This is a genomic window from Candidatus Skiveiella danica, from assembly GCF_022705245.1.
GTDB lineage: Bacteria > Pseudomonadota > Gammaproteobacteria > Burkholderiales > Burkholderiaceae_C > Skiveiella > Skiveiella danica.
In genome coordinates this window covers 118,809-143,047 of sequence record NZ_JAKJEW010000007.1, presented here as the reverse complement: position 1 = coordinate 143,047, position 24,239 = coordinate 118,809, and the positions used below count along the sequence as shown (strand labels likewise).

The following is a 24,239-nucleotide window of genomic DNA, read 5'->3' as shown; positions in this document are numbered from 1 at the left end:
GCAGGTGTTGAGCCTTCGCGATGACCTGCACAAGATCGTCAAGCCGCTGCCCGATGACCAGCAGCAGTTGCTGGCTGCCATCGTGGTACGCCGCAGGCAGCTCATCGCCATGCAAACAGCGGAACGCCAGCGACTGCAGACATGCCACGTGCACTCGCGCCAAAGCATCAAGACCGTGCTGGAGCTGCTCAAAAAGCAGCTCGACGACGCTGATGCCGAGCTTCAAACGCATCTGAGCGAGCACCATGCCGATCTCAGCGCCTTGCTCCAAGGGGTCCGCGGTATCGGCACCAAGGTGGCCGCAACGCTGATCTGCGAATGTCCGGAACTGGGTACGCTCACCCGCCGCGAGGTCAGCGCCTTGGCAGGCGTTGCCCCCATCCCCAGAGATTCCGGGCAGTACCGGGGCAAACGCAGCATTCATGGCGGCAGACCCGCATTGCGTAACGCCCTTTACATGGCGGCGCTCGTGGGCATGCGCTACAACCCCGTGCTCAATGCCTTCTACACCCGCCTGGTAGCCGCCGGCAAGCCCAAGAAGGTCGCACTGGTCGCTTGCATGCGCAAGCTGTTGACCATCCTCAACGCGATGGTCAGAGCTGGCAAACCTTGGGACGATGCGATTCATTTGGCTTGACTTTTAAGACAGTTGCTTGGTTGTTTGGTTGAATAGGGGGTTCGGATCACTGCGGGCCCAGGCCTTTGATCAGCGCGTCCAACTGCGCCATCTCGTCCGGCTTGAGTTCGGTCAGCGGCACACGCACCGGGCCAGCGGAATGGCCCACCAGCGCGGCGCCAGCCTTGACGATGCTCACCGCATAGCCCTGCCCACGGTTTCGGATGGTCAGGTACGGCATGAAGAAGTCCTTCAGCAGGCGGTGCTGTGTGGCCATGTCATCCGTGCGCACCGCTTCGTAAAAGTCCATTGCCGTTTTGGGGATGAAGTTGAAGACGGCGGACGAATACACCGGCGTGCCAAGGGCCTTGTAGGCGGCGGCATAGACCTCGGCCGTGGGCAGGCCGCCCAGGTAAGCGAAGCGTTCGCCCATCTTCAGATAGATGGAGGACATCAGTTCGATGTCGCCGATGCCGTCCTTGAAGCCGATCAGGTTCGGGCAGCGTTCGGCCAAGATGGCCAGCGAATCGGGGGTCAGCTTGCACACATTGCGGTTGTAAACGATGACGCCGAACTTCACGCTCTTGCACACCGCCTCGACGTGAGCGATCAGGCCCTCCTGGCCAGCTTCCGTCAGGTAGTGCGGCAGCAGCAGGATGCCGTGGGCACCGGCACGCTCGGCCTCCTGCGCGCACTGGATGGCAAAGCGGGTCGGACCGCCGGCGCCGGCAATGATGGGCACCTTGCCGCGGCAGGTGTCCACGGCGGTCCGGATGATGCCGGGGTACTCGTCAGCGGTCAGCGAGAAGAACTCACCGGTTCCGCCGGCGGCGAACAGCGCGCTGGCTCCATACGGGGCCAGCCATTCCAGCCGTTCGGCATAGCCGCCGGCGTTGAAGTTGCCCTCGGCGTCGAAATCCGTCAGCGGAAACGACAGCAGTCCGTGGGACATGATCGATTTGAGTTCCTGGGGGGTCATCGCTTGCTCCTAGTGATACGACATCGTACAACATAAGACAAGTACAGGAATCGGGGTTAACCCGTATTTCTCAGGGTCCGACGGCCGCACGTCGGCGGCGCTCACGGCTGTTGACCAAGTGCGTTCTCATCGCCGCGCGTGCGGAATCGGCATCGCGGTTGGCGATGGCATTGAAGACGCTCTCATGCTCGGCATTGACGCGGCGCAGATAGTCCCTGCGCTGCGTTGTCAGAGGCTCGTCCACATCGAGGCGTGCACGCGGGATCATGGTGCCCCCCAGGGTTCCCATCAGATCGGCGAAACGCGGGTTCTGCGTGGCCCGGGCAATCTCCAGGTGAAACTGGAAATCCGGGCCGACGGCGTCGCGCCCCTCCTCGACCGCCGCCGCGAAGGCGTTCAAAGCGGTCCGCATGGCTCGCAGATGCTCTTCACCGCGACGGGCCGCAGCCAGCGCGGCCGCCTCGCTTTCCACGGCGATCCGCAGTTCAAGCACGGCGATGACATCGTTCAAGGTGCCCAACTGGTCAGGCGCGATGCGGAACGTCGTGGCGTCGCCCAGCCCGACCACAAAGGTGCCGATGCCATGGCGTGTCTCCACCATGCCGGCCGCCTGCAACCGCGATATTGCCTCACGCACCACCGTCCGGCTGACGCCGTATTCCTGCATCAGATCGGCCTCTCGAGGCAGCTTGATGCCAGGTTGAAGGCGGCCGTCCCTGATGCTGTCGCCCAGCGACTGAACCAGGTCGGCGGTCAGGGAGCGTGTGCGGCGGGCTGGAACGAATGGGTGGGACATGGACGCATTATCCTTCAGAGATCGTACAACGAACTCTGCATCAACCGATCTGGCAGGAACGCCTCCACACGGCGCTCGCCGGTGGCGCCGCACGACGACCCAAAGCACTCGACTCCTGCTTCCATAGCAAGATACGACCGATTGACGCAGGGAAAGAGGCTGCAGAAGCCATAATCCGAGCGAAACACCGTGCCCCTCGGTCTGGAGAATGATCCCGGGTCGCCCCGCACAGCCAGACCATCGCCCTCCACCCATGCAAGCCCTTCTCGACACCATCGCCACCCTGGATCTGCCGACCGACGCCGGGCGCGTCTTCCACGGCCGCGGCGGGCAGCACCCCGGCTGCGAACGTTGGGCGCTGGATGCCTTCCCGCCGGTCTGGGTGCTGACCGCGTTCCGTCCGGCCACCGATGACGAACTGGCCGCCATCGATGCCGCGCTGGCAGCGCGCTGGGCAGAACTGGCACCTGGACAGGCTCTGAACTGGGTCCACCAGTGCCGCCACGAGGGGCGAACCGAGACCCGCCTGATGGCCGGCGCCGTGCCCGAGCCGCATGTGGTCACCGAGAACGGCTCGCTTTTTCGGGTGCACCTGCTGAAGGGGCAGAACCATGGCCTGTTCCTGGACATGGCCGAGGGCCGACGCTGGGTGCGCGCGCATTGCGCCGCCCACCCCGGACTGAAGGTGCTGAACCTGTTTGCGTACACCTGCGCCTTCTCGGTGGTGGCCCTGCAGGCCGGCGCCCGGCAGGTGGTGAACCTGGACATGAGCCAGGGCGCGCTGGCGATCGGGCAGCAGAACCATGCACTCAATGGCCTCGCCGATGGCGCAGCCTTCCTGGCGCATGACCTCTTCAAGAGCTGGGGAAAAATCACTCGCGCCGGCCCGTACGGCCTGGTCATCGTGGACCCACCGAGCTTCCAGAAAGGCAGCTTCGTCGCGACCAAGGACTATGCCAGGCTGATGCGCCGCCTGCCGGACCTGCTGACTCGCGGCGGCCACGCCGTGCTGTGCCTGAACGCACCGGAACTGGAGACCGGGTTCCTGCAGGAGCAGATGCAGGTGCAGGCGCCCGATCTGCACTTCGAACAGCGGCTGACCAACCCGCCGGCGTTTGCCGACAGCGCACCCGAGCGTGCGCTCAAGGTGCTGGTCTATCGCGCGCCGGGCTGAGCGTCCGGCTCCAGGGAGCCGCGGCCGCCCCCCCTCACCTGACGATCAGTCGCGCACCACCATCACCGGCCCGTGGGCATGCGACAGCACCCGCTGCGCCACACTGCCGAGGAGTTTTTCGATGCCGTGGCGCCCATGCGAGCCCATGACGATGACGTCGGCCTCCAGGTCGCGGGCAGCGTCCAGGATGCCGCGCCAGACCGCATGCGCCTCGACCACGCGGGTGTCTACCACCACGCCGCTGGCTTCGATCGCCTCGCGCGCCACGCGGATGGCGTCATGCGCCTCCGCGGTGGCGGCGGCAAGGTACTGGTCCTGGCCGTAGGCAAAGTCTGTCCCCACCCCGGTGAACGGATAGGGATCGATCACGTAGATGGCGGTCACCGTGCCGTCAAACGCCTTGGCCAGCGCCACGGCACGGGAAACGGCCTGCAAAGAGGTGGGCGACCCGTCCACCGGCACCAGAATCTTCTTGAACATGACACGACTCCTCTCATTGAATTGCATGGACAGACCATGTGCCCATCATTGTGTGACGAAGGCGCGATCCGCGTCTTGACGTGTATCAATTATCACGGCGCGCTCCCGCGTCTGCCTGAACACGCACCTCCGCCGGGTGGCCTGCGGCATGACCTGGATCAAGGCAAGTCCGGTGGCGCCTGCGTATCCTCACGCCATCTTTTTCCAGGATGCTCCCATGCAACACCTTGAATGGTCCGACGCGCTGGCGCTCGAGCTGCCGGCGATGGATGACACCCACCGCGAATTCGTGGACCTGCTGGCCGCCGTGAACACGGCCACTGACGACAGTTTGCTGGCCCAGTGGGCCGCCCTGATCGACCACACCGACGACCACTTCGGCCGTGAGGATGCCTGGATGCAGGCGACCCGCTTCGCTTCGTCCAACTGCCACACCATGCAGCACAAGGTGGTGCTGCAGGTCCTGCGCGAAGGTCTCAAGCGCGGCCAGGCCGGTGAGCTCGGCGTCGTGCGCCAGATGGCGCAGGAACTGGTGATCTGGTTCCCGCACCACGCCCAGGCCATGGACGCCTCCCTGGCGCTGCACCTGCGCAGCATCGGCTTTGACCCGGCCACCGGCGAGGTCGCGCTGCCCAATGCCCTGCCCAAGGAACTGATCCACGGTTGCGGTGGGGCGACCTGTTCCGACGACCTCGCGCCCAGCGCGCGCGAAGAAGCCAACGCGACGGCCTGAGCCGCCCCGCATGGGACTGGAACTGTCGATCCTGATGGCCGCGCTGGTCATCTCGATGGCCACCCGTCCATGGCGCCTGCTCTCTGGCGGCGCCTTGCTCACGCCCCTGCTGGCCACCCTCGTCGTCCTGCCGTGGTTGTGGGCTCTGCCACGCCTGCACACCATGCCCCTGCAGCTGCAGTTCTCCGGCGCCTGCGCAGTGACCCTGATGCTGGGCTGGCCGCTGGCCGTTCCCGTGCTGCTGGCCGTGACCCTGGTGTCCGGACTGCTGGCACCGGCCGACTTCAATACCCTGCTGGAGCAGGTCGTCTGGCAGGGCCTCGTGCCCGCCACACTGGCGATGTTCGTAGGCGCCCTGCTGCGTCGGTGGGCCGGCACCCACCCCTTCGTTTTCATCCTGGCCCGTGGCTTTGCCGGCACGGTGCTGTGCACCTTCGCCGCGAGCAGCCTGGCGCTGATGGCCGGCCACGAACTGCTGCACGTCGGACAGGGCCTGTCCCTGGTGGCACGCTGGCTGATGGCCTGGGGCGACGGTTTCATGACCGGCATGATGGCCGCCATCTTCGTGGCCTTTCGGCCGCAATGGCTGGCCACCTGGTCGGACCGGCTCTATCTGAAAAATTGAGTCGGGCCGCACAGTCTTGATTCAGATCAGTGCTTTTCGGCCCGTGGCCAGTGATAGTACGGGTTCAGGCGGCGCCTGCCGGCCTGCACGAGCAACTCTCTAGGACTGTCACGATGAAACTGCTGAGCGATCTCTTTTCCACCGACTATGGCTTGATGAGCATTTCCGGCATCGTCTTCATGCTGGGCATGGGTGTCTTCTTCTACCGCTTCTTCACGAAGAAGATGGACGAGGACGCGAAGAAAGCCGCACGCTGAGCGCCTTGCGGCAGTCGTGCCGCAATCAGGCCTGAACCGCCATCGTCATCCCGGCGGCCCGCAGTCTCTCGGCGAGCGCAGTTCCCAAGCCGCTGGCCGGCGTCAGCACACCACCCGCCTTCTGGCCTCCCGGCAGATCGGCTGCGCGGGTCAACGCCATCGCTGCTTCGCACACCATCACGGTGGTGGCCCGGTTGCCGGGGTCACCCGCCGCCGCCACCTTCGCCCGCGCCACGGTGCCGCCAGCGCCATGCCCCACCAGTTCGCACCGGAACGAGCCGCGGTTCATGCTGGCTTCCGAGGGGCCCTGCCCCGGCGCGGGGGCCAGACGCCGCGCCAGCGCGCGCACCGGCGCCAGCCGCAGCGCCGCCTGCGACGCATTCATGCCGGCGCTGACGCCCACCGCAGTCGCCGCAGCCAGTGCACCGGAGCCGAAGCGCAGGTACTCCTGGTAATGGAAATCCGGACCGTAGCCCAGCAGCGCCGCACTGCGCCGAACCACCCGGGTGTTGACCGGCCCCATGAAGAAAGGGCCCACCCATGCCTTGAAACCGGCATCGCGATGCGGCGCGACAGGGTCATCGTCGAGTGGAACCGGCCGTGGGCGCACCTGCGCCGGATTGAGCAGCCACGGGTCGGCCAGCGCGCGTGATTGCCCCGAGTCGAGCATGTTCAGAGCCGACGCCAGCGTACCGCCATTGAACCCGCCGCGCAGCGAGAAGCAAGCCTTCACCTCGACACACGCCTCGCCCAGCGCCTGGAAATGCCGGGCCAGCATCCAGGCGCCGAGGTCGGATGGCACCGAATCAAAGCCGCAGCAGGGGATGATGCGCGTGCCGTCGGCCATCGCCTGCTCATGGTGCCGGTCGATCAGCCCCCGCACCCATGGGGTTTCGCCGGTGATGTCCACATAGTGCGTGCGCTGCGCGACGCAGGCGGCCACCAGCAGACTGCCGTGCAGGGCAAAGGGTCCGGCGGTGCTGAGGACCACCCGTGCATCACCCGCCAGCGCAGCCAGCGCCTGTCCATCGGACGCATCGGCGACCACGATGCCGGCATCCGACGCGCCCGGGCCGGCATTGGCACGGACAGCCGCCAGCTTGTTGTAGTTGCGCCCTGCCAGCGCCCAGCGCAGGCCGCCAGCATGGGCGGCGAAGTAGGCCACCGTCTGGCGCCCGACAAAACCGGTGGCGCCGTAGAGCACCACGTCGTAGGTCCTGGCCTTCTTCATTTCAAGTTCCTTTTCACTACGCTATTCATAGCTGCTGATGACCCATCCGCGCTGGGATGGCGCCCTTTTTGTCAATTTCTGACGCGCTGGCTGTCGGTGGACAGCCCGTGCGTCACATGTTGCGGTACCACGAGCACACCCTGTCCATTGGGGACGGCCTCGATCTGGATCACTGGGGCGGCACCGACCACGCCGCCAAAGATCGTGGCAAACGCTGCATCGGCCGCGTCGCGCCCGGTGCCGAAACGCACGAACCCCATGGGAATGGCCACGCCGGAGGGGTCGAAGATGAACCAGCGGTCGCCCAGATAGACCTCGACGTAGGCATGAAAGTCCGGCGGTCCCAATATCGGGTCAGCGCCGTAGTCGATTCCCGTAGCAAAGCGCGCCGGGATATTGACCGCCCGGCACAGCGCGATCATGAGGTGGGCGAAATCGCGGCAGACGCCCACCTCTTCCACCAGCGTGTCGACGGCCGTGGTGTTGCCGGTGGAACTGTTGGAGCGGAAAGTGACCCGGTTCTGCACCCAGTCGCGGATGGCCTGCACCCGGCTGTAGCCCTGCCAAAGATGCCCGAATTCCTTGACTGCCAGGCGGTGCAGCCGGTCGGACTGGCAATAGCGGCTCGGATAGAGGTACGGCAGCACGGGGCCGGGCAGGTCGGCGATGAAGACTTCGCCGACCTGCTGAGGCGGCGCAGTGAAATGGTTCAGGTCCACGATTGCGTCATAGCGCACCGTGAGCGGGCCATTCGCCGCCTTCAGCCGCATGAAGCGGGTGTGGGTGACCGAATCGGTGTACAGGTTCAGCGGCAGAGCCTGGCTGACGCCCAGCGACTCGCTGACCACGGTCTGGTGGCCCGTCTGCGCGGCCTGGATGTTGAAGATGAAATCACTGCCAGGCTGGGTGATGTCGTAGTTCAGTTCAATCGAGAATTTCAGTCGGACCATGTCTCGCTTTCAAGGGTGCGCGTCACAGGGAGACCGCAAGAACCGGGCCCGACCGCGGGCCCGAACGTTTACTGAACCTGCCGCCCCAGCAGGCCCGAGATGCGCCGCAGCAGCCATTTCGGCGTGCTGCGCGAGGCCAGTATGGCCGCCTGGTTCACGACACCGGGCACGCAGATGACCTCGCCCTTCATGCAGGCGTCGAAGCCCTGGCGCGCCACATCGGTCACATCGCCGATCAGAAAGCCGGGAATGCGCGAGACCTGGGGATTGGCGTCAAGCGCCTGGTCCAGCATGCCGGTGGCGGTGATGCCGGGGCACAGGGCGGTGATGCTGACGCCGCTGCCGCGCAGCTCTTCCGACAGCGATTCGGTGAGCGACAGCACGTAGGCCTTGCTGGCGGCGTAAGTGGCCAGCGAGGGTACCGGCTGGAAAGATGCAATCGACGCCACGTTGAGCACCCTTCCGGTGCCACGCGCCACCATCGGCGGCACGAAAGCCGACAGCATGGCCGTCAGGCCCGAGATATTGAGGTCGATCATCTGCTGGTGGCTGGCCGCGCCCATGGCGGCAAACCGGCCCTGCGCCAGCACGCCGGCGTTGTTGACCAGCACGTCCACTGGAACGCGGGCCCGCTTGAGCCGGGTGGCCAGAGTTTCTGCCGCCCCCGGCTTCGACAGGTCAGCGGGCTCGACCCGGACTTTGACACCATGCCGTGCCGACAACGCGGCGGCAAGCGCCTTGAGCTTGTCGGCACTGCGCGCGACCAGCACCAGGTCGTGGCCGGCTGCGGCGAACAGGCCGGCCAGCGCCTCGCCAATGCCCGACGAGGCACCGGTGACCAGGGCGGTGGGCTTGTGTGTTGCGATGGATGGCATGGAGACTCCAGTATGGTCAGCGAAAAGGGTTGCGGCGAATCGCTCAGTCCACCAGCATGGCATACACCATGTCGCGGAACAGCGGGCGGTAGAACTCGCGCTGGTTCGGCGCCTGGATCATGAGGATGGCAAACAGCTCTTCGGCCGGATCGACGAAAAAGGTCGTGCCGGCAATGCCGCCCCAGTAGTACATGCCCGGCGAGCCGGGTGTGGGGGCGATGCCCTTCGCCGTGCGCACTGCAAATCCCAGGCCGAAGCCATGGCCGGCCGGCAGCAGGGCTTCGCTGGCACCTTCGGCCACCGGAATGCTGCCCAGGTGATCGGCCGTCATGTAGTCCACGATGCGTGGCCCCAGCAGGCGCACGCCGTCCAGCGAGCCCTTGTTCAGCATGAACTGCAGAAAGCGGGCGTAATCGCGCGCGGTGGAAACCAGCCCGCCGCCACCGCCTTCCATGCGACCCGGCTTGCGGAAGTCGGTGACGGCCATCGGCACGCCACCGTCGGGGTCGTGCGCAAAGGGTTCGGCCATGCGACTCAGATGGTGCTCCGGCACGGTGAATCCGGTGTCCGTCATGCCCAGGGGCTCAAAGAGGTGTTCGGCCAGGTAGGTGCCGAGCGGCTGGCCGCTGACCACCTCGACCAGCCGGCCCAGCACATCGGTGGCGCGGCTGTATTCCCATATGCTGCCGGGCTGGAACCGCAGCGGAATGCCGGCCAGCACCTCGCAGTACTCCTCATTGGTGCGCGCGCGCGAGCCGATGTTGACCGCCGTGTACTGGCGCTGCACAGACGCATCGCCAAGAAATTCGTAGGTCAGCCCGGCGGTGTGCCGCAGCAGGTCCTGCACCGTGGGGGCTCGGTCCACCGGCTCCAGGCAGAACTGTCCACCCTGCTCCACCGCCACCTGTTGCGACGCGAATTCAGGCAGGTATTTCGCGACAGGATCATTCAGCAGCAGCCGGCCCTGCTCCATGAGCATCATCGTCGCCACCGAAACGATGGGTTTGGTCATCGAATAAATGCGGAAGATCGAATCGCGCGTCATCGGCGTGCCGGCGGCCGGGTCCTGGCGGCCCAGGTGCTCGAACAACGCCACCTTGCCGCGCCGCGCCACCAGGGCCACGGCGCCAGGCAGGCGCTGCCGGTCGATCTCGACCTGCAAGACGTCGAGCAGCCGCTGGGCGCGCAGGGGACACAGGCCGACGTCGGCCGGCGTGGCAAATGGCAGGTTGTGCATCGCCGTGTGCCTCAAGCGCCGTAACGCTGGCGGGCCAGCGCTGCGCCTTGCGCCAGCGCCTGCAGCTTCGCCTCGGCCACCTCGCGGCTCATCGGTGCCAGGCCGCAGTTGGTACAGGCAAAGAGGCGGTTCCTCGGCACGAACTGCAGGGCCGTGCCAATCGTGTCGGCCACCTGCTCCGGGGTTTCGATCACGTCGCTGGCCACGTCGATCACGCCGACCAGCACGTCCTTGCCTTCCAGCAACTTCATGAGGTGCGGCGGCACGTGCGAGTGGTAGCACTCCAGGCTCACCTGCTGGATGCTGCTTTTTGCCAGCGCCGGGAAGATCTGCTCGTACTGACGCCACTCGTCGCCCAGCGTCTGCTTCCAGTCCACATTGGCCTGGATGCCATAGCCATAGCAGATGTGGACCGCCGTGGTGCAGGTCAGCCCCTGCGCGGCGCGCTCCAGCGCCTGCACGCCCCAGTCGGCCGCCTCTTTCATGTAGACGTTGAAGGCCGGTTCGTCGAACTGGATGATGTCCACGCCGTCGGCCTGCAGCGCCAGCGCCTCCTGGTTCAGCAGTTCGGCAAAGGCAAGAGCCATCTTGACCTTGTCACCGAAAAAGCGGTCGGCCACGGTGTCCACGATGGTCATCGGGCCGGGCAGCGTGAACTTGAGCTTCTTCTTCGTGTGCGCCCGCGCCAGTTGCGCTTCGAAGGCATGGACGCGGCCCTTCAGGCGCAGCGGCGCCACCACCTGGGGCACCATCGCGTCGTAGCGGTTGTCGCGGATGCCCATCTTCACCTTGTGCTCGAAGTCGATGCCCTCGACCTGCTCCAGGAAGCCGTGCACGAAATGCTGGCGCGACTGCTCGCCGTCGCCCACGATGTCCAGCCCCGCGTCCTCCTGCAGCTTGATCCACAGCACCGTGGCGTCGGCCTTGGCATGCTGCAGCTCACTGCCTTCGGCCTGCCACTTCGGCCAGAGCTTGTGGGTTTCGGCCAGCCAGGCGGGTTTGGGAAGACTGCCGGCAATCGTGGTGGAGAAAGCCTGGGAAGGGGTTTTCATGGTCGGGGCTCCTGATGGTTCTTCTGCATTATTCATCGGCACCGCGCAGGGGCCCGATGCGCCACCGCGGTGGCAACTGTAAAGAAATGGTCATCGGGCGAAGGGTCCGCGCGGCAGCGTGAGGCTGCCCAGAAGTGGCACCGGCAGCGCCTGCACGCCCGCGTCTTCGATCTCGCGCAGGAAGCCGGGCAGATCCACGCCGGGCAGCATCTCCGGCGGCGCGTCAATGGGCGTGACCATGGTGTCCCAGTGGCAGGGCACGATCCATTTGGGCTGCGTCAGCGCCACCACTTCGCGCACATAGCCCGGGCGGTAGCGCCGGCCGATGGCGCACAGGCACACCAGGTCGGCCTTGATGCCCTGGAGCTCGTCGCGGATGAAATCGGCCGAGTCCACATGCAGCACGCGCAGCCCACCGGTGTCCACCAGCCAGTTGAGCACCTGCCCATGGCGCAGGTCGCGCATGCGCGCCGGCCAGGGCGGCGGCGCGGGGATGTCGCCGGGCAGCGGGATCTTGCCGAACAGGGCCTTGCCATGCACCGAAGGCAGGCCGCGCAGCGTCCACGCGCCACTGGCGATGTCTTCTCGGCCTGCAGTCTCGACCAGTTGGGCATCCGGCAGGCCGGCGGCACGTCCCACCATGCTGGTGGCCCGCGAGCCGATGAGCCGCGCGCCCGTCTGCTGGCACAACACCGGGCCGTCCAGGATGTGGTCGAAGTGCGCATGGCCGATCAGCACGTCGTCGGCCCTGGGGATCAGGCGCTGCACCAGCGCCGGGTCGCTCGGCAAGGGCTTGTTGGCCAGCAGATGGCCCAGCGGATGACGCGTGACGAACGGATCCAGCACCACGGTGCGTTCGGGCGCGCTGAGCACGAAGCCGGCCGTGCCCAGGTAGCTGAGCGTGACCGGGCTGGACGATGCGGGCAGCGGCGCGTGGGTGAACCAGGCGGGTTCGGGCGGGACCAGGCCCAGCAGGCGTCTGAACATTGTCGGGCGTCCTGAAGGCGGGTTCTCAGCCGTCCTGATACGGCGGCAGCGGTGCAGCGCAATGCATGCAGTAAAGCGCATCGGGCGCATGTCCCTCGGTCAGGCACTCGTGGCAGGTGCGCGTGGTGGTCGGGCGCCGCTGACGCTGGGCCGCCATTTCGGAGGTGACGATGCCGGTCGGCACGGCCAGCGTGCCCCAGCCCAGCAACATCATCATCGAGGCGATCAACCGCCCCAGATCGGTCTTGGGCGTGATGTCGCCGAAGCCCACGGTGGTGATGGTCGTGATGGCCCAGTAGACCGAAATGGGAATGCTGGTGAAGCCGTTGGCCGGCCCCTCCACCACGTACATCAGCGTGCCCATCACCACCACGATCATCAACACCACCGACAGGAACACCATGATCTTGCGCCGGCTGGCCACCAGTGCGCTGCCCAGCGACTGGAACTCCGACAGATAGGCCGTGAGCTTGAAGATCCGAAACACCCGCAGCAGGCGCAGCACGCGCACGTCGATCAGCGCGTGCATTTCCGGCACCAGCAGCGCCAGGTAAGTCGGCAGGATGGCGAGCAGATCGACGATGCCGAAGAAGCTGGTGGCATAGCGAAGGGGATGGCGCACGCAGACCAGGCGCGCCCCATACTCCAGCGTGAAGATCACGGTGAAAAGCCACTCCATCACCGTGAACGGCGTCTCGAAGCGGACCTGCAGCGCGTTGACACTGCCGGCCACGACCACGGCCAGGCTGAGCAGGATCACCGCGATCAGCCAGCGGTCGAACAACTGGCCGGCGCGCGTGTCGGCCTCGAAGATGATGGTGTAAAGCCTGAGCCGCCAGCCCTCCAGGGGCTTGCCCAAGGCCTTTTCGTCGCTGGCAGGCTGTAGAGGTGTGCTCATCCCAAGGAAGGTTTCTATGCAGCAGGTTTCACTGGCGCGATTGTGCCCGTGCGGCGCGGCGTGTCACCTGTTTCAGCGTCAGAGCTTGCCGCCGAATCGTCATCTGAAGCGGTGGCCAGCAGGCGCGCGACTCAAAAAGCTCCCGAATAAATAGCAGTCAATGACCATTCGACGCTGGGTCAATGCCAATTTATCTAAGAAAATTGCGTTTCAGCTCCCCTCCAGCTCCTGCAGCGTGCGCCACATCACCTTGCCGCTGCCGCTCTTGGGCAGCGCGTCGACGAATTGCACCACGCGCGGCACCTTGTAGACAGCCATGTTGTCGCGGCACCAGTCGATGAGGTCCTGCTCGGACACCTGCCCCCGGTGGCTCTGGCGCAACACGACCACGGCCTTGACCGACTCGCCACGGTAGGCGTCTTTCGTCGAGATGATGCAGGCCTCCTGGATGGCAGGGTGGCGGAACATCAGCGCCTCCACCTCGGCCGGCCAGACCTTGAAGCCGCTCGCATTGATCATGCGCTTGAGACGGTCGGTCATGAAGAAGTAGCCGTCCTCGTCCACCCGGCCCAGGTCGCCGGAGCGGAAGAAGCGTTTGCCGTCATGTTCGATGAAGGCCTGCGCCGTGGCGTCCGGCCGTTTCCAGTAGCCCTTGAACACCTCCGGGCCGCAGATGATGATTTCGCCGGCCTCGCCCTGCGGCAGCTCCTGCAGCGTTTCCGGATCGATGATCCGCGCATCGGTGCTCATGAACGGTATGCCCAGGCACTGCTGCTTGGGGGCATCGGGCGGGTTGGTGTGCGAGGGGGCGGCGGTTTCGGTCAGGCCATAGCCTTCCACGTACCGCAGGCCGAACAGGTCGAGCAGGCGCTGCGCCACGGCCTGCGGCATGGCCGCGCCGCCACCACCGATGTAGACCAGGCTGGACAGGTCGTATTTCTCGAAGCTTGGGCTGCCCAGCAGGTCGATCACCATGGTGGGGATGTTGGTCCAGTGCGTGACCTTCCACCGCGAGATGAGCCGGCCGGCCAGTTCGCGATCCCAGCGCGGCATGATGACCAGTGAGGCACCGGCCAGGATGGTGGTGTGCATCACGCTGACCATGCCGGTGATGTGGAACATCGGCACCACGGCCAGCGTCACGTTCTCCGGCGTGCCGTTGCCCCAGATGCCGCTGGCCATGGCGTTGTGCATGACGCTGGCGTGCGTGTGCATGCAGCCCTTGGGCAGGCCGGTGGTGCCACTGGTGTAAGGAAGAATCGACAGGTCGGCAGGCCCGACGGCCAGATCGGGCAGCGGCAGCTCGTTGACCAGCGCGTCATGCCACGAATGCACCGCGCCGCCGGCCAGCGGCGGCAGCGCGTGGTGCGTCAGCAGCCAGTCGGTCCAGGCCTCGGGCGGCGCGTCGGCGCCGGTCACGTTGCCATCGAAGGCGTCGGTGAAATGCGTGACGATCAGGTGCGCCAGCCGCTGGCCTTCGGGCAGGGCGTCGCTGGCGCGCGCGAGTTCCGCAGCCAGATCCGAGGTGGTCAGGGCGACTTTGGCATCGGGGTCGGTGATGTAGTGCTTGAGCTCCTCGGCGCGGTTCATCGGGTTCACCGGCACCACCACGGCGTTGGCGCGCAGGATGGCGAAATGCGCGATCACCAGCTGCGGGCAATTCTGCATGTTGAGCACCACGCGGTCACCCTTTTGCACGCCCAGCGCCGCCAGCCGCGCCGCCAGCCGCTCGGCCTTGTGCAGGACATCCTGGTAGCTGAAGACCCGGCCGAAGAACACCAGCGCGGCCTTGTCCGGGTAGCGCCGTGCGCTGATCGCCAGGTTTTCCCACAGCGACGTGGCCGGTGGCGTGATGCGGTGGGGCAGCCGCTTGGGCCAGAACTTGTAATGTGCGCGCATGGTGTGTCTCCGAGGGGTCTCGTCGCCGAATGGCCCCATGCTAAACCGCACCCGACCCGCGCCTCGGCATGGGGTTGTCACGGTGGCGACCGGTGGGGCCGGCGTCTATCATGCCGGCCAACCCAAGGAGTCTCTGCATGCGTGTCATCCCGCTCGTCCGTTTCGCCCTGGCTGCGGCCACCCTAGCGGCCTGCACACTGGCCACTGCCGCATTTCCGGACAAACCCATCCGCATCGTCATCGGTTTCCCGGCAGGCGGCCCGCTCGACCAGCATGCCCGGCTGCTGTCGGACAAGTTGCAGGCGGTGCTGGGCCAGCCGGTGCTGGTCGACTACAAGTCCGGGGCCGGTGGCACCGTCGGCGCCCAGGAGGTGATGAAGGCCGCCCCGGACGGCTACACCCTAATGCTGGCCAACACGGGGGTCATGGTCATCAACCCCGCGCTGTACACCAAGCTGCCCTACGCCACGCTGAAGGACTTCACCCCCGTCGCACGCACGGCCATGCAGCCGCTGGCCTTGCTGGTCAACCCCAAAGTGCCGGCCAACAGCCTGAGGGAGTTCATGGACTACGCCCGCACCCGGCCGGGTCAGGTGAACTATGGTTCGGCCGGCAACGGCGGCATCAGCCACCTGGTGCCCGAGATGTTCAAGTCGGAAACCGGCCTGTTCCTGGTGCATATCCCCTATCGCGGCAGCGCGCCGGCCTTCACCGACCTGATGGCGGGGCAGGTGCAGTTCATGGCCGAATCGATTCCTCAGGCGGCCAACTACCACAAGCAGGGCAAGGTCCGGGCGCTGGCCGTGACCAGCCGGGAGCGCAACCCGGCCCTGCCCGACATTCCAACGGTGATCGAGGCCGGCATCAAGGGGTTTGAGGTGGTGGGCTTCTATGGTTTCCTGGCGCCCGCCGGCACGCCCAAAGACGTGGTCGCCCGACTCAGCGACGCCTTCAGGCAGGTGATGGCCCTGCCGGACATCCGCACCCGCATGATCACCCAGGGGGCCGATCCGGCGTTTCTGGGCAGCGAGGACTTTGCAAAGTTCCTCGCCACGGAAATGCCGCGCTGGGCCGAGGCGGTGAAGAAGTCGGGTGCGCGGCTGGATTGAAACGGCCTACCCCGAACAACGGCGCCGAGGCGCCGTTTTTTTGTGCCTCGACGCGCGGTAGGTGGCACCGGCATGGTGCCACGGGCATGGGAAGTCCGCCGAAAACCGGCCCACGCTGGTGCGCCGATCTTGTATACCAATGGCACGGAACCTGCTGCGTACCGCGGCATGGTCACCTCCTCCGACATCAGCAAGCGCATCATCGAAGCCGTCCTGGCCCAAAAGCTCGCCCCCGGCGCGCGCCTGGGTGAGCAGCCACTTGCGATGCTGTTCGACTGCAGCCGCACCATCGTGCGCGAAGCCCTGATGCGGCTGGCTGCGCGCGGCATCGTCACCGTCAGCGCCCGGCGCGGCTGGTACGTGATCGAGCCCTCCGAAGACGAAGCCCGCGAGGCCTTCGAGGCCCGCCGTGTGATCGAGACCGGACTGATCCGCAGCATGAAGAGCGTGGACAAAACGGCCATCAAGCAACTCAAGAGCCACCTCACGCGGGAGAAGGCCGCCCTCAAAGACACGGATGTGGGCGTTCGCAGCTACCTGCTGGGCGATTTCCACGTGTGCCTGGCCGAATGCCTGGGCAACAGCCTGCTGGCCGACACGTTGCGCGACTTCACCGCGCGCACCACGCTGATCGCCATGCTGTACCAGTCGTCGCACGACGCGGCACAGTCCTGCGACGAACATGTGCAAATTGTCGATGCGCTGGAACAAGGCGAGCTGGCACGGGCCGAAGCGCTGATGTCGGCGCATATCGGCTCCGTGCAGGCGGCGCTGCGGCTGCACGCCAGCACTGACCCGCTGGCCCAGTTGCGCCAAGCTCTGGCGCCGGTGTCGGACGCTGCCGTGATCGCCCATGCGGCACAAGACTTGCATACAAGGACTCCCAAGGCCCGCCGCCGCAAGCTGACGGAGCCTGCCGCTGATTCATCCACCTACCTCGGAGCCCTGCTGTGAAACCCACCAAACGCCTTTTTTCCATCGCCATCGCCGCCCTGCTGGCCAGTGCCGCCGTCCAAGCCCAGACCGCATTGGACGATGTGCTGAAGTCCAAGACGCTCAAAGTCGCCATCCCGACCGACTCGGCCCCTTACGGCTATGTCGGCACCGACCTCAAGCCGATCGGACTGGACATCGACATGGCCAATTACATCGGAAAAAAACTCGGCGTGGCGGTGGAACTGGTGCCCGTGACCAGCGCCAACCGCATCCCGGCGCTGCAGACGCGCAAGGCCGACCTGGTGATCTCCACGCTGGGCAAGAACGCCGAGCGCGAAAAGGTGATCGACTTCACGATTGCGTACTCGCCCTTCTTCCAGGCCGTGTTCGGCCCCAAGACGCTTCCAGCCAAGAGCTTCGCCGACCTGGCCGGCAAGTCCGTGGGCGTGACGCGCGGCGCGATGGAAGACCACGAACTGGGCAAGGTGGCCCCGCCCTCCACCGACACCAAACGCTTCGAGGACAACAACGCCACCATCGCTGCCTTCGTTTCGGGGCAGGTGCAGTTCGTAGCGCTGGGCGCCTCGGTCGCCGGCAACATGATGGCCAAGAACCCGCAGCTCGACAGCGAGTACAAGCTGCTCCTTAAAGACAGCCCCAATTTCATCGGCGTGGCGAAGGGCGAGGACAAGCTGCGAACCCGCGTGAACGAGATCATCGCCGAGGCCAAGAAGAACGGCGACATCGACACGATGGCCAAGAAGTGGCTCGGTCGCCCGGCCGGCGACCTGCCCCTTTGATCCCGGGCAAACGGGCTTGCCACGATGAGAGTCCAGCTTGACTTCATGGCCGTGCTGGCCGACTGGCCGCTGCTGCTCAAGGGCGTGGCGTGGACGCTGGCGCTCACCGCGGTGGCCGTGATCGTCGGCACGCTGCTGGGCATCGCCTGCGCCTGGGTTCGCGGGCGCGGCTTCGGCGACACGCTGGCGCCGCGCTGGCTCCAGGCGCTGGTGGGTGTCTATGTGGAACTGATCCGCAACACGCCCTTCATCGTGCAGCTGTTCTTCATCTTCTTCGGGCTGCCGGCGGCGGGTTTCAAGTTGTCGGCGGAAACCGCCTCGTTCATCGCGATGGTGGTGAACCTGGGTGCCTACGCCGCCGAGATCATCCGCGCGGGCATCGAGGCCACGCCCCGGGGGCAGATCGAAGCCGCGATCAGCCTCGCGCTCAACCGGGTGCAGACCTTCGTGCGGGTGGTGCTGCCGCCGGCGCTCAAGAAGGTCTGGCCCGGCATGGTGAGCCAGATCATCATCGTGATGCTGGGCTCGTCGGTCTGCGGGCAGATCTCCACGCAGGAGCTGAGCTACGCGGCCGACCTGATCCAGAGCCGCAACTTCCGCTCCTTCGAAGCCTTCATCGTCATCGGCGTGATCTACCTGCTGCTGTCCGTGGCACTGCGCCACGGGCTGAACTGGGTGGCCGCGCGGTTCCTGTTCGGGAGAGGCTGACATGGGCTCCCACGCTCGCATTCCCCGGGAGGCATGACATGGTCGATTTCAGTCTTTGGGACATCGTGCGCAACCTGCTGCTGGCCGGGCGCTGGACGGTGTCGCTGTCGCTGATCGCCTTCATCGGCGGCGGCGTGGTGGGCCTGTTGCTGCTGATGCTGCGCCTGAGCAAGCGGCGCAGCGCCGAAATTTTCGTCGGTGGCTACGTGCAGCTGTTCCAGGGCGTGCCTCTGCTGGTGCAGTTGTTCCTGGCCTATTACGGCCTGGGCCTGTTCGGCATCAACGCGTCGGCCTGGGTTGCGGCTGGCGTGGGTCTGACCCTGTACACCAGCGCCTTCCTGACCGAGATCTGGCGCGGCTGCGTGGCGGCCATTCCACGCGGGCAATGGGAGGCCTCGCAAAGCCTGGCGCTGAGCTTCGGCGAGCAATTGCGCTACGTGATCCTGCCGCAGGCGGTGCGCATCGCGATCCCGCCCACCGTGGGTTTCCTGGTGCAGGTCATCAAGGGCACGGCGCTGGCGTCGGTGATCGGTTTCATGGAGCTGACCAAGGTCGGCAAGACCATCGCGAACGCCACGCTCAACCCGTTCCTGGTCTTCACCTGCGTTGCCCTCATGTACTTCCTGCTGTGTTACCCGGTGAGCCGCTATGCCAAATCCCTGGAAAGAAAACTCCATGTCGCCCACTGACTCACCGGTCGTCGAGATCACAGCCCTGCGCAAATCCTATGGCGCCAACGAGGTGCTCAAGGGCATCGACCTGCAGGTCCAGTCCGGCGAGGTCATTGCCATTATCGGCAAGAGCGGCTCGGGCAAGAGCACGCTGCTGCGCTGCATCAACGGGCTCGAAGTATTCCAGAGCGGCAGCCTGACGGTGGACGGCAAGCCACTGCTGCACGACAACCCGGCGGCCATGCGCGAGCTGCGCCAGCACGTCGGCATGATCTTCCAGAGCTTCAACCTGTTCCCGCACCTGACAGCCGGCCAGAACATCATGCTGGCGCCCACGCTGGTGAAGAAGAAGGTCGGCGCCGCGGCCGAGGTGCAGGCGCGCAAGCTGCTGGAGCGCGTGGGCCTGGCCGAGAAGTTCGGCGCCTTTGCCGATCAGCTCTCGGGCGGCCAGCAGCAGCGCGTGGCGATTGCGCGCGCCCTGGCCATGGAGCCCGCCGTCTTGCTCTGCGACGAGATCACCAGCGCGCTGGACCCCGAACTCGTCGGTGAGGTGCTGCGCGTGGTCGAGAGCCTGGCCGAGGAAGGTATGACGCTGCTGATGGTGACGCACGAGATGAGTTTCGCGCGCAAGGTCAGCGACCGCGTGATCTTCATGCACCAGGGCCGGGTGCATGAGATCGGCACGCCCGCCGAGCTGTTTGGCAACCCGCAGACGGCGGAGCTGAAGCAGTTTTTGTCGTCGCTGCACGACTGAAGCAGCGACTGAGCGGGACAGGGTTGATTGACATGGGTCAAATTTGAAACTCAATGCGCTTGAACCTTTCGCGTCGCGCCGTATCATCCCGTCCATGCGCCGCCTGATCCTTGCTGTGATGATTGTCCTGCTGCCTTTGCGCGGCTGGATCGGCGATGCCATGGCGCTGGAAGCGGCGACGGGCACCCCGGTCGCTATCCAAAACATAGCTATTGACGACCATCCGACGCTGGAGATCACCCATTTTGAGGCTGATTCGGGTCGTCAGGACCTGCAGGCCGGCCCGGGGCATTGCCCAGACCACGCCAGCGCGCCTGCCGGGCGGGACGACAGCGACACCTCGGCCGATGGTCAGGCCTGCACCGTGTGCCAGGTCTGCCATACCGTGGCCATGAGCGCGGATGCGGCGCCATTGCCAGCGTTGCCCCTGCCGGCCCTCGTGCCGGAAATGCCGTTTCCCCGCTTCACCAGCGCCCTGCCCGCGCCAGGCCTGAAGCCACCCATTTCCTGACCTCCCTGCCCGTAGTCCGCCTGCCATCCGGCGTTTAGCCAGCGGCAGACAGGATTTCACCCGGCCACGGCACGGCCGGACTGACCGTCGTCAGTCCGCGCCGGAGGCCTTCGCCTCTTTCCATTTTCAAATTGCCTGCTTGAGGATCACCCATCATGCAAAGACGCCTGTTCATTCAAAGCCTGGCTGCCACTGCCTCGACATCTGCCCTGCCCCTGCTGGCGCAATCCGCCAAACCACACCTTGAAGTCTGGAAAGACCCCAGCTGCGGCTGCTGCAAGGACTGGATCGCCCACATGCAATCCAGCGGTTTTTCCGTCACGACCCATGACAGCGGCAATACCGCCGCCCGCACGCGCCTGGGCTTGCCGCAGAAGCTTGGCTCCTGCCACACCGCCTTGGTGGGTGGCTATGTCGTCGAAGGCCACGTACCCGCCAGCGACGTGAAGCGCCTGCTCAAGGAGCGCCCGAAGGCACTTGGCCTGGCCGTGCCCGGCATGCCGGTCGGCTCGCCCGGCATGGACGGCCCTGAATACGGAGGCCGAAAGGACCGGTATGAGGTGCTGCTGGTACAGGCGGACGGCAGCACGCGCACTTTTTCCCGCTATTGACCCACGCCAAGGAGAACACCATGAAAACTCTCATCGCCCCCACCCTCACCGCCCTGATGGCAGCAGGCGCCTTGCTGCCCGCCCTTGCCCAGACCGACCACGGCGCCCATGGGAAGGCACCGGCATCGGCGCCCGCCGCTGCAAGCTTGCCCCTGTCCGACGGCCTGGTGAAAAAGATCGACAAGGCGAACAAGAAAGTGACCCTGTCCCACGGCCCCTTGCCCAACGGCATGCCGGCGATGACCATGGTCTTTCGCGTCAAGGACAGCGCCTGGCTCGACAAGATGAAGGAGGGAAAGACGATCCGTTTTGCGGCCGAGGACATCAACGGCGCCATGACCGTGGTGCGCTTCGAGCCCGACAAGTGAATCCCATGCCTCGCCCCATTGCACCGATTGTTCGATCCCCGAACACGAAGGTCACCATGAACTCTTTCCATCATCCCGCGCGCCTGCTGGCTGCCGCAGCCCTGGCCACATGCGCATTCGCTGCGCACCCCCAGGAATCCTTGCCGGGCGCGGATGTGCAGACGCTGCTGGCGATCGCCAAAGAGCGCAATCCCGATTACGCAAGCATGCGCGCAGAAGCGCAGGCCGCGGGCGAGCGCGTGACGCCGGCCGGCGCCTTTCCCGATCCCCGGTTCCGCATGGAACTGATGGACATCACGAAGATGGGCGAACAGAACCCGAGCCTGTGGCCCGGCAACGTCGGCGGCACGAAGTACACGCTGACCCAGGAACTGCCGTGGTTTGGCAAGCGAGACCTGAAGCGGGAGATCGCGACATTCGATGCGGAGGGTGCTCAGGGCAAGGCGCAGGGCACCTGGTCCGAACTGGCCGCCAGGATCAAGATCGCCCAGGCCCAGCGCCTGTACCTGCACGGCAACCGCAAGCTGACGCTGGAGATCCTGGATCTCATGTCGCGCCTGGAAAAAATTGCGCAGGTGCGCTACGCCAACGGTCTGGCGGCGCAGCAGGACGTGATCCGGGCGCAAGTCGAACAGACCACCATGCGCAGTGAACTGGTCACGCTGGAGGCCGAAGCGCGCCAGGCCAACGCGCGCCTGAATGCCTTGCTGGCGCGGCCTGCGTCGGCGCCCCTGGCCGAGCCGGCCCTTGCACGCCCCTGGCCCGCCCCGGCACAGCTCGATTTCGCCGCGCTGGAGGAGCGCGTGCGCAGTCGCAATCCGCTCTTGTTCGCTGAAGAAGCGCGAGTCAGGTCGGCCGAGAAAGGCCGCGAGCTGGCCTACAAGAACCGCATTCCCGATTTCATGGTCGGCATCCAGCCCACGCAGTACCAGACCTCATTCAAGGAGTGGACCCTGATGCTCGAGGTGAACATCCCGCTGCAGCAGGAAACACGGCGCGCCCAGGAGCGCGAGTCCGAGGCCATGCTGGCGGCGGCGCGTTCGCGCAGGGAGGCCGTGGCCAACCAGGTGCTGTCCGATCTTTCCGAGAATCTGGCCGGCATCGATGCCGCGCGACGCATCGAAAACCTGGCGACGAGCAGCTTGCTGCCCCAGGCCGAGCTGAGCTTCAATTCCGCCCTGGCGAGCTATGAAGCCACCAAGGTGGACTTCGCCACGCTGCTCGAAGCGCAGCGCGCCATCCGCCAGGCCCGGCAAAACCAGATCAAGGCCCGGTTTGAGGGGCAGGTCCGGCAGGCTGAAATCGAAAAATTACTCGGAGAAGAGCTATGAAGCAAAGCACTGGCGTGGGCTTTGGAGTCGTCGCAGTCGCGATCATTGCCGCAGGCGGCGGCTACTGGCTGGGTCACAGAGGGAGCGCCCCAACAGCCCCAGGCGCGAGCGCAGCCATGACCGGCGCCAGCGCGCCGGCTGGCGACACCGGCAAGCAGGAAAAGAAGCTTCTCTATTACCGCAACCCGATGGGCCTGCCTGACACCTCGCCGGTCCCGAAAAAAGACCCTATGGGCATGGACTACATCGCTGTGTATGCGGGCGGCGATGAGAGCGAGCCGGCGGCGCCCGGGCAGATCCGCATCAGCACCGAGAAGGTCCAGAAGCTGGGCGTGCGCACCGAGGCCGCCCGCTCCCGCACACTGGACCGGACGGTGCGTGCCGCGGGCCGGGTCGAGCCCGACGAACGCCGCGTCTATGCGATTGCGCCGAAGTTCGAGGGCTATGTCGAGCGCCTGCTGGTCAACGTCACGGGCCAGCCAGTGCGCAAGGGCCAGCCCCTGTTCGAGGTCTACAGCCCGGAACTGGTCTCGGCCCAACGCGAGTACGCCATTGCCATGCAGGGCGTGGCCTCGCTGAAGGACGCCGGCGGGACGGCCCAGACCGGCATGCAGCAGCTCGCTGAGTCGAGCCTGCAGCGCCTGCGCAGCTGGGACATCTCCGACGAGCAGATCAAGGCACTGGCCAGCTCCGGTGAAGCGAAACGCACCCTGACCTTCCGCTCTACGGCCTCAGGGATCGTGACCGAGAAAAAGGCGGTCCAGGGCATGCGCTTCATGCCCGGCGAGGCGCTCTACCAGGTGGCGGATCTGTCTTCAGTCTGGGTGATCGCCGATGTCTTCGAGCAGGACATCGGGCTGATCAAGTCCGGCGCCACGGCGAAAATCAGGATCAACGCCTACCCCGGCAAGCCGTTCGAGGGCAAGGTGACCTATGTCTATCCGACGCTCAAGGCAGAAACCCGCACCGTGCCGGTCCGGGTGGAACTGGCCAACCCGGGCCTGCTGCTAAAGCCGGCGATGTTCGCGCAGGTCGAAGTGTCGGTATCGGCCAAAGGCTCGGTGGTCACCGTGCCGGTGTCGGCCGTCATCGACAGTGGCACGCGCCAGATCGTGCTGATCCAGCGCGGCGAAGGGCGGTTCGAGCCGCGCGAGGTCCGGCTGGGCGCGCGCAGCGACACCGACGTCGAAGTCATCGAGGGTGTGAAGGACGGCGAGCCGGTGGTGGTGGCGGCCAACTTCCTGATCGACGCCGAGAGCAACCTGAAGGCAGCGATCGGCGGCTTCAGCAGCGCCCCCCCTGCGGCGCCTGCCAAGGCTGAAATGCCCGCAGAGACGGGCGCGGGCTTGGCCAAAGGCGTCAGTCACCAGGCCGATGGCACTGTCGACAGCGTGGACGCGAAGGCGGGCACGGTCAGCCTCAGTCACGGCCCGGTGCCCAGTCTGAAATGGCCGGCCATGACCATGGAATTCAAGGCGGCCAACGCCTCCTTGCTGCAAGCCCTGAAGCCGGGTGCGAAGGTTTCTTTCGAGTTCATCGAGCGACAGCCCGGCGAATGGGTCATCACCAGCGTCAAGCCGATGGCAGCAAGCGCGTCCGCAGGGGCGCCGGCACCCGCCGCAAAGCCGCACGCCGGTCATTGACCCGGAGA

Annotated in this window: 27 protein-coding genes; 16 read left to right on the top strand and 11 right to left on the bottom strand. The window is 65.9% G+C overall.

The window, feature by feature from the left end:
* Positions 1-637, top strand: a 637-nt coding sequence (locus tag ACMUOY_RS06120; RefSeq protein ID WP_413891816.1) for an IS110 family transposase, incomplete at its 5' end; no start/stop codon positions are given.
* A 46-nt stretch (positions 638-683) separates the two neighbouring features.
* On the opposite strand, the gene kdgD is transcribed toward ACMUOY_RS06120, so the two are convergent.
* Positions 684-1,595 (bottom strand): 5-dehydro-4-deoxyglucarate dehydratase, encoded by a 912-nt coding sequence (gene kdgD, locus ACMUOY_RS06115; protein WP_413891815.1) that lies wholly within the window; start codon positions 1,593-1,595, stop codon positions 684-686.
* 70 nt (positions 1,596-1,665) lie between these two features.
* Positions 1,666-2,391 carry a FadR/GntR family transcriptional regulator gene (locus ACMUOY_RS06110; protein ID WP_413891814.1) on the bottom strand — a complete coding sequence of 242 codons (726 nt, stop codon included), beginning with the start codon at positions 2,389-2,391 and terminating at the stop codon, positions 1,666-1,668.
* Positions 2,392-2,644: 253 nt separating this feature from the next.
* Here ACMUOY_RS06110 and ACMUOY_RS06105 point away from each other — a divergent pair, with 253 nt between their 5' ends.
* Entirely contained in the window at positions 2,645-3,565 is a 921-nt protein-coding gene (locus ACMUOY_RS06105) for a class I SAM-dependent methyltransferase (protein ID WP_413891813.1), read from the top strand.
* Positions 3,566-3,610: 45 nt separating this feature from the next.
* Here the strand turns inward: ACMUOY_RS06105 and ACMUOY_RS06100 are convergent, their stop codons facing one another.
* Positions 3,611-4,045 carry a universal stress protein gene (locus tag ACMUOY_RS06100; RefSeq protein ID WP_413891812.1) on the bottom strand — a complete coding sequence of 145 codons (435 nt, stop codon included), beginning with the start codon at positions 4,043-4,045 and terminating at the stop codon, positions 3,611-3,613.
* A 217-nt stretch (positions 4,046-4,262) separates the two neighbouring features.
* On the opposite strand from ACMUOY_RS06100, the gene ACMUOY_RS06095 reads away from it, so the two are divergent.
* The 3 genes from ACMUOY_RS06095 to ACMUOY_RS06085 all read left to right on the top strand — a co-directional run bounded on the left by ACMUOY_RS06095 (position 4,263) and on the right by ACMUOY_RS06085 (position 5,660).
* Positions 4,263-4,778 (top strand): hemerythrin domain-containing protein, encoded by a 516-nt coding sequence (locus ACMUOY_RS06095; RefSeq protein WP_413891811.1) that lies wholly within the window; start codon positions 4,263-4,265, stop codon positions 4,776-4,778.
* Between the two features lie 10 nt (positions 4,779-4,788).
* Entirely contained in the window at positions 4,789-5,403 is a 615-nt protein-coding gene (locus ACMUOY_RS06090) for a hypothetical protein (protein WP_413891810.1), read from the top strand.
* Positions 5,404-5,516: 113 nt separating this feature from the next.
* Positions 5,517-5,660 carry a DUF3149 domain-containing protein gene (locus ACMUOY_RS06085; protein ID WP_413891809.1) on the top strand — a complete coding sequence of 48 codons (144 nt, stop codon included), beginning with the start codon at positions 5,517-5,519 and terminating at the stop codon, positions 5,658-5,660.
* 25 nt (positions 5,661-5,685) lie between these two features.
* Here ACMUOY_RS06085 and ACMUOY_RS06080 read toward each other — a convergent pair whose 3' ends face one another.
* The 8 genes from ACMUOY_RS06080 to ACMUOY_RS06045 all read right to left on the bottom strand — a co-directional run bounded on the left by ACMUOY_RS06080 (position 5,686) and on the right by ACMUOY_RS06045 (position 14,789).
* Positions 5,686-6,891 (bottom strand): saccharopine dehydrogenase family protein, encoded by a 1,206-nt coding sequence (locus ACMUOY_RS06080; RefSeq protein ID WP_413891808.1) that lies wholly within the window; start codon positions 6,889-6,891, stop codon positions 5,686-5,688.
* Between the two features lie 71 nt (positions 6,892-6,962).
* Positions 6,963-7,841 (bottom strand): transglutaminase-like domain-containing protein, encoded by an 879-nt coding sequence (locus ACMUOY_RS06075; RefSeq protein ID WP_413891807.1) that lies wholly within the window; start codon positions 7,839-7,841, stop codon positions 6,963-6,965.
* Positions 7,842-7,909: 68 nt separating this feature from the next.
* Positions 7,910-8,716, bottom strand: a complete 807-nt coding sequence (locus ACMUOY_RS06070) for an SDR family NAD(P)-dependent oxidoreductase (protein WP_413891806.1) — start codon at positions 8,714-8,716, stop codon at positions 7,910-7,912.
* Between the two features lie 43 nt (positions 8,717-8,759).
* Positions 8,760-9,953 (bottom strand): serine hydrolase domain-containing protein, encoded by a 1,194-nt coding sequence (locus ACMUOY_RS06065; RefSeq protein WP_413891805.1) that lies wholly within the window; start codon positions 9,951-9,953, stop codon positions 8,760-8,762.
* Between the two features lie 11 nt (positions 9,954-9,964).
* A complete protein-coding gene (locus ACMUOY_RS06060; RefSeq protein WP_413891804.1) occupies positions 9,965-11,005 on the bottom strand; it encodes a methionine synthase in 1,041 nt (346 codons plus the stop codon).
* Positions 11,006-11,095: 90 nt separating this feature from the next.
* The gene (locus tag ACMUOY_RS06055) at positions 11,096-11,992 is read right to left on the bottom strand and encodes an MBL fold metallo-hydrolase (RefSeq protein ID WP_413891803.1); all 897 of its coding nucleotides are present in this window, start codon (positions 11,990-11,992) and stop codon (positions 11,096-11,098) included.
* Positions 11,993-12,017: 25 nt separating this feature from the next.
* Positions 12,018-12,890, bottom strand: coding sequence for an ion transporter (locus tag ACMUOY_RS06050; protein WP_413891802.1), 873 nt, complete (start codon positions 12,888-12,890; stop codon positions 12,018-12,020).
* 210 nt (positions 12,891-13,100) lie between these two features.
* Positions 13,101-14,789, bottom strand: coding sequence for a long-chain fatty acid--CoA ligase (locus tag ACMUOY_RS06045; protein ID WP_413891801.1), 1,689 nt, complete (start codon positions 14,787-14,789; stop codon positions 13,101-13,103).
* Between the two features lie 137 nt (positions 14,790-14,926).
* Between ACMUOY_RS06045 and ACMUOY_RS06040 the strand changes: the two genes are divergently transcribed.
* From ACMUOY_RS06040 to ACMUOY_RS05990, 11 genes are all read left to right on the top strand, one after another.
* On the top strand, positions 14,927-15,898 hold the full coding sequence (locus tag ACMUOY_RS06040) for a Bug family tripartite tricarboxylate transporter substrate binding protein (protein ID WP_413891800.1): 972 nt from the start codon (positions 14,927-14,929) through the stop codon (positions 15,896-15,898).
* Positions 15,899-16,066: 168 nt separating this feature from the next.
* A complete protein-coding gene (locus tag ACMUOY_RS06035; RefSeq protein ID WP_413891799.1) occupies positions 16,067-16,852 on the top strand; it encodes a GntR family transcriptional regulator in 786 nt (261 codons plus the stop codon).
* On the top strand, positions 16,849-17,634 hold the full coding sequence (locus ACMUOY_RS06030) for a transporter substrate-binding domain-containing protein (protein WP_413891798.1): 786 nt from the start codon (positions 16,849-16,851) through the stop codon (positions 17,632-17,634). The genes ACMUOY_RS06035 and ACMUOY_RS06030 overlap by 4 nt, the downstream gene beginning before the upstream one ends.
* A gap of 24 nt (positions 17,635-17,658) precedes the next feature.
* The gene (locus tag ACMUOY_RS06025) at positions 17,659-18,342 is read left to right on the top strand and encodes an amino acid ABC transporter permease (protein WP_413891797.1); all 684 of its coding nucleotides are present in this window, start codon (positions 17,659-17,661) and stop codon (positions 18,340-18,342) included.
* A 38-nt stretch (positions 18,343-18,380) separates the two neighbouring features.
* Positions 18,381-19,031 carry an amino acid ABC transporter permease gene (locus ACMUOY_RS06020; RefSeq protein ID WP_413891796.1) on the top strand — a complete coding sequence of 217 codons (651 nt, stop codon included), beginning with the start codon at positions 18,381-18,383 and terminating at the stop codon, positions 19,029-19,031.
* Positions 19,018-19,767 (top strand): amino acid ABC transporter ATP-binding protein, encoded by a 750-nt coding sequence (locus ACMUOY_RS06015; RefSeq protein WP_413891795.1) that lies wholly within the window; start codon positions 19,018-19,020, stop codon positions 19,765-19,767. Before ACMUOY_RS06020 ends, ACMUOY_RS06015 begins: the two co-directional genes overlap by 14 nt.
* A gap of 94 nt (positions 19,768-19,861) precedes the next feature.
* A complete protein-coding gene (locus ACMUOY_RS06010) occupies positions 19,862-20,278 on the top strand; it encodes a hypothetical protein (RefSeq protein WP_413891794.1) in 417 nt (138 codons plus the stop codon).
* Between the two features lie 155 nt (positions 20,279-20,433).
* Positions 20,434-20,889, top strand: coding sequence for a DUF411 domain-containing protein (locus ACMUOY_RS06005; RefSeq protein WP_413891793.1), 456 nt, complete (start codon positions 20,434-20,436; stop codon positions 20,887-20,889).
* Positions 20,890-20,909: 20 nt separating this feature from the next.
* Entirely contained in the window at positions 20,910-21,257 is a 348-nt protein-coding gene (locus ACMUOY_RS06000) for a copper-binding protein (protein ID WP_413891792.1), read from the top strand.
* Positions 21,258-21,313: 56 nt separating this feature from the next.
* Positions 21,314-22,588 (top strand): TolC family protein, encoded by a 1,275-nt coding sequence (locus tag ACMUOY_RS05995; protein WP_413891791.1) that lies wholly within the window; start codon positions 21,314-21,316, stop codon positions 22,586-22,588.
* Positions 22,585-24,231, top strand: a complete 1,647-nt coding sequence (locus tag ACMUOY_RS05990) for an efflux RND transporter periplasmic adaptor subunit (RefSeq protein WP_413891790.1) — start codon at positions 22,585-22,587, stop codon at positions 24,229-24,231. Before ACMUOY_RS05995 ends, ACMUOY_RS05990 begins: the two co-directional genes overlap by 4 nt.
* The last annotated feature ends 8 nt before the right edge of the window (positions 24,232-24,239 follow it).

Coding starts and splice junctions, on each gene's coding strand:
- ACMUOY_RS06055 (WP_413891803.1), bottom strand. CDS start 11,992: ATGTTCAGACGCCTGCTGGGCCTGGTCCCGCCCGAACCCGCCTGGTTC.
- ACMUOY_RS05995 (WP_413891791.1), top strand. CDS start 21,314: ATGAACTCTTTCCATCATCCCGCGCGCCTGCTGGCTGCCGCAGCCCTG.
- ACMUOY_RS06060 (WP_413891804.1), bottom strand. CDS start 11,005: ATGAAAACCCCTTCCCAGGCTTTCTCCACCACGATTGCCGGCAGTCTT.
- ACMUOY_RS06065 (WP_413891805.1), bottom strand. CDS start 9,953: ATGCACAACCTGCCATTTGCCACGCCGGCCGACGTCGGCCTGTGTCCC.
- ACMUOY_RS06085 (WP_413891809.1), top strand. CDS start 5,517: ATGAAACTGCTGAGCGATCTCTTTTCCACCGACTATGGCTTGATGAGC.
- ACMUOY_RS06050 (WP_413891802.1), bottom strand. CDS start 12,890: ATGAGCACACCTCTACAGCCTGCCAGCGACGAAAAGGCCTTGGGCAAG.
- ACMUOY_RS06075 (WP_413891807.1), bottom strand. CDS start 7,841: ATGGTCCGACTGAAATTCTCGATTGAACTGAACTACGACATCACCCAG.
- ACMUOY_RS06015 (WP_413891795.1), top strand. CDS start 19,018: ATGTCGCCCACTGACTCACCGGTCGTCGAGATCACAGCCCTGCGCAAA.
- ACMUOY_RS06110 (WP_413891814.1), bottom strand. CDS start 2,391: ATGTCCCACCCATTCGTTCCAGCCCGCCGCACACGCTCCCTGACCGCC.
- ACMUOY_RS06045 (WP_413891801.1), bottom strand. CDS start 14,789: ATGCGCGCACATTACAAGTTCTGGCCCAAGCGGCTGCCCCACCGCATC.
- ACMUOY_RS06105 (WP_413891813.1), top strand. CDS start 2,645: ATGCAAGCCCTTCTCGACACCATCGCCACCCTGGATCTGCCGACCGAC.
- ACMUOY_RS05990 (WP_413891790.1), top strand. CDS start 22,585: ATGAAGCAAAGCACTGGCGTGGGCTTTGGAGTCGTCGCAGTCGCGATC.
- kdgD (WP_413891815.1), bottom strand. CDS start 1,595: ATGACCCCCCAGGAACTCAAATCGATCATGTCCCACGGACTGCTGTCG.
- ACMUOY_RS06010 (WP_413891794.1), top strand. CDS start 19,862: ATGCGCCGCCTGATCCTTGCTGTGATGATTGTCCTGCTGCCTTTGCGC.
- ACMUOY_RS06005 (WP_413891793.1), top strand. CDS start 20,434: ATGCAAAGACGCCTGTTCATTCAAAGCCTGGCTGCCACTGCCTCGACA.
- ACMUOY_RS06100 (WP_413891812.1), bottom strand. CDS start 4,045: ATGTTCAAGAAGATTCTGGTGCCGGTGGACGGGTCGCCCACCTCTTTG.
- ACMUOY_RS06095 (WP_413891811.1), top strand. CDS start 4,263: ATGCAACACCTTGAATGGTCCGACGCGCTGGCGCTCGAGCTGCCGGCG.
- ACMUOY_RS06090 (WP_413891810.1), top strand. CDS start 4,789: ATGGGACTGGAACTGTCGATCCTGATGGCCGCGCTGGTCATCTCGATG.
- ACMUOY_RS06080 (WP_413891808.1), bottom strand. CDS start 6,891: ATGAAGAAGGCCAGGACCTACGACGTGGTGCTCTACGGCGCCACCGGT.
- ACMUOY_RS06070 (WP_413891806.1), bottom strand. CDS start 8,716: ATGCCATCCATCGCAACACACAAGCCCACCGCCCTGGTCACCGGTGCC.
- ACMUOY_RS06040 (WP_413891800.1), top strand. CDS start 14,927: ATGCGTGTCATCCCGCTCGTCCGTTTCGCCCTGGCTGCGGCCACCCTA.
- ACMUOY_RS06020 (WP_413891796.1), top strand. CDS start 18,381: ATGGTCGATTTCAGTCTTTGGGACATCGTGCGCAACCTGCTGCTGGCC.
- ACMUOY_RS06035 (WP_413891799.1), top strand. CDS start 16,067: ATGGTCACCTCCTCCGACATCAGCAAGCGCATCATCGAAGCCGTCCTG.
- ACMUOY_RS06025 (WP_413891797.1), top strand. CDS start 17,659: ATGAGAGTCCAGCTTGACTTCATGGCCGTGCTGGCCGACTGGCCGCTG.
- ACMUOY_RS06000 (WP_413891792.1), top strand. CDS start 20,910: ATGAAAACTCTCATCGCCCCCACCCTCACCGCCCTGATGGCAGCAGGC.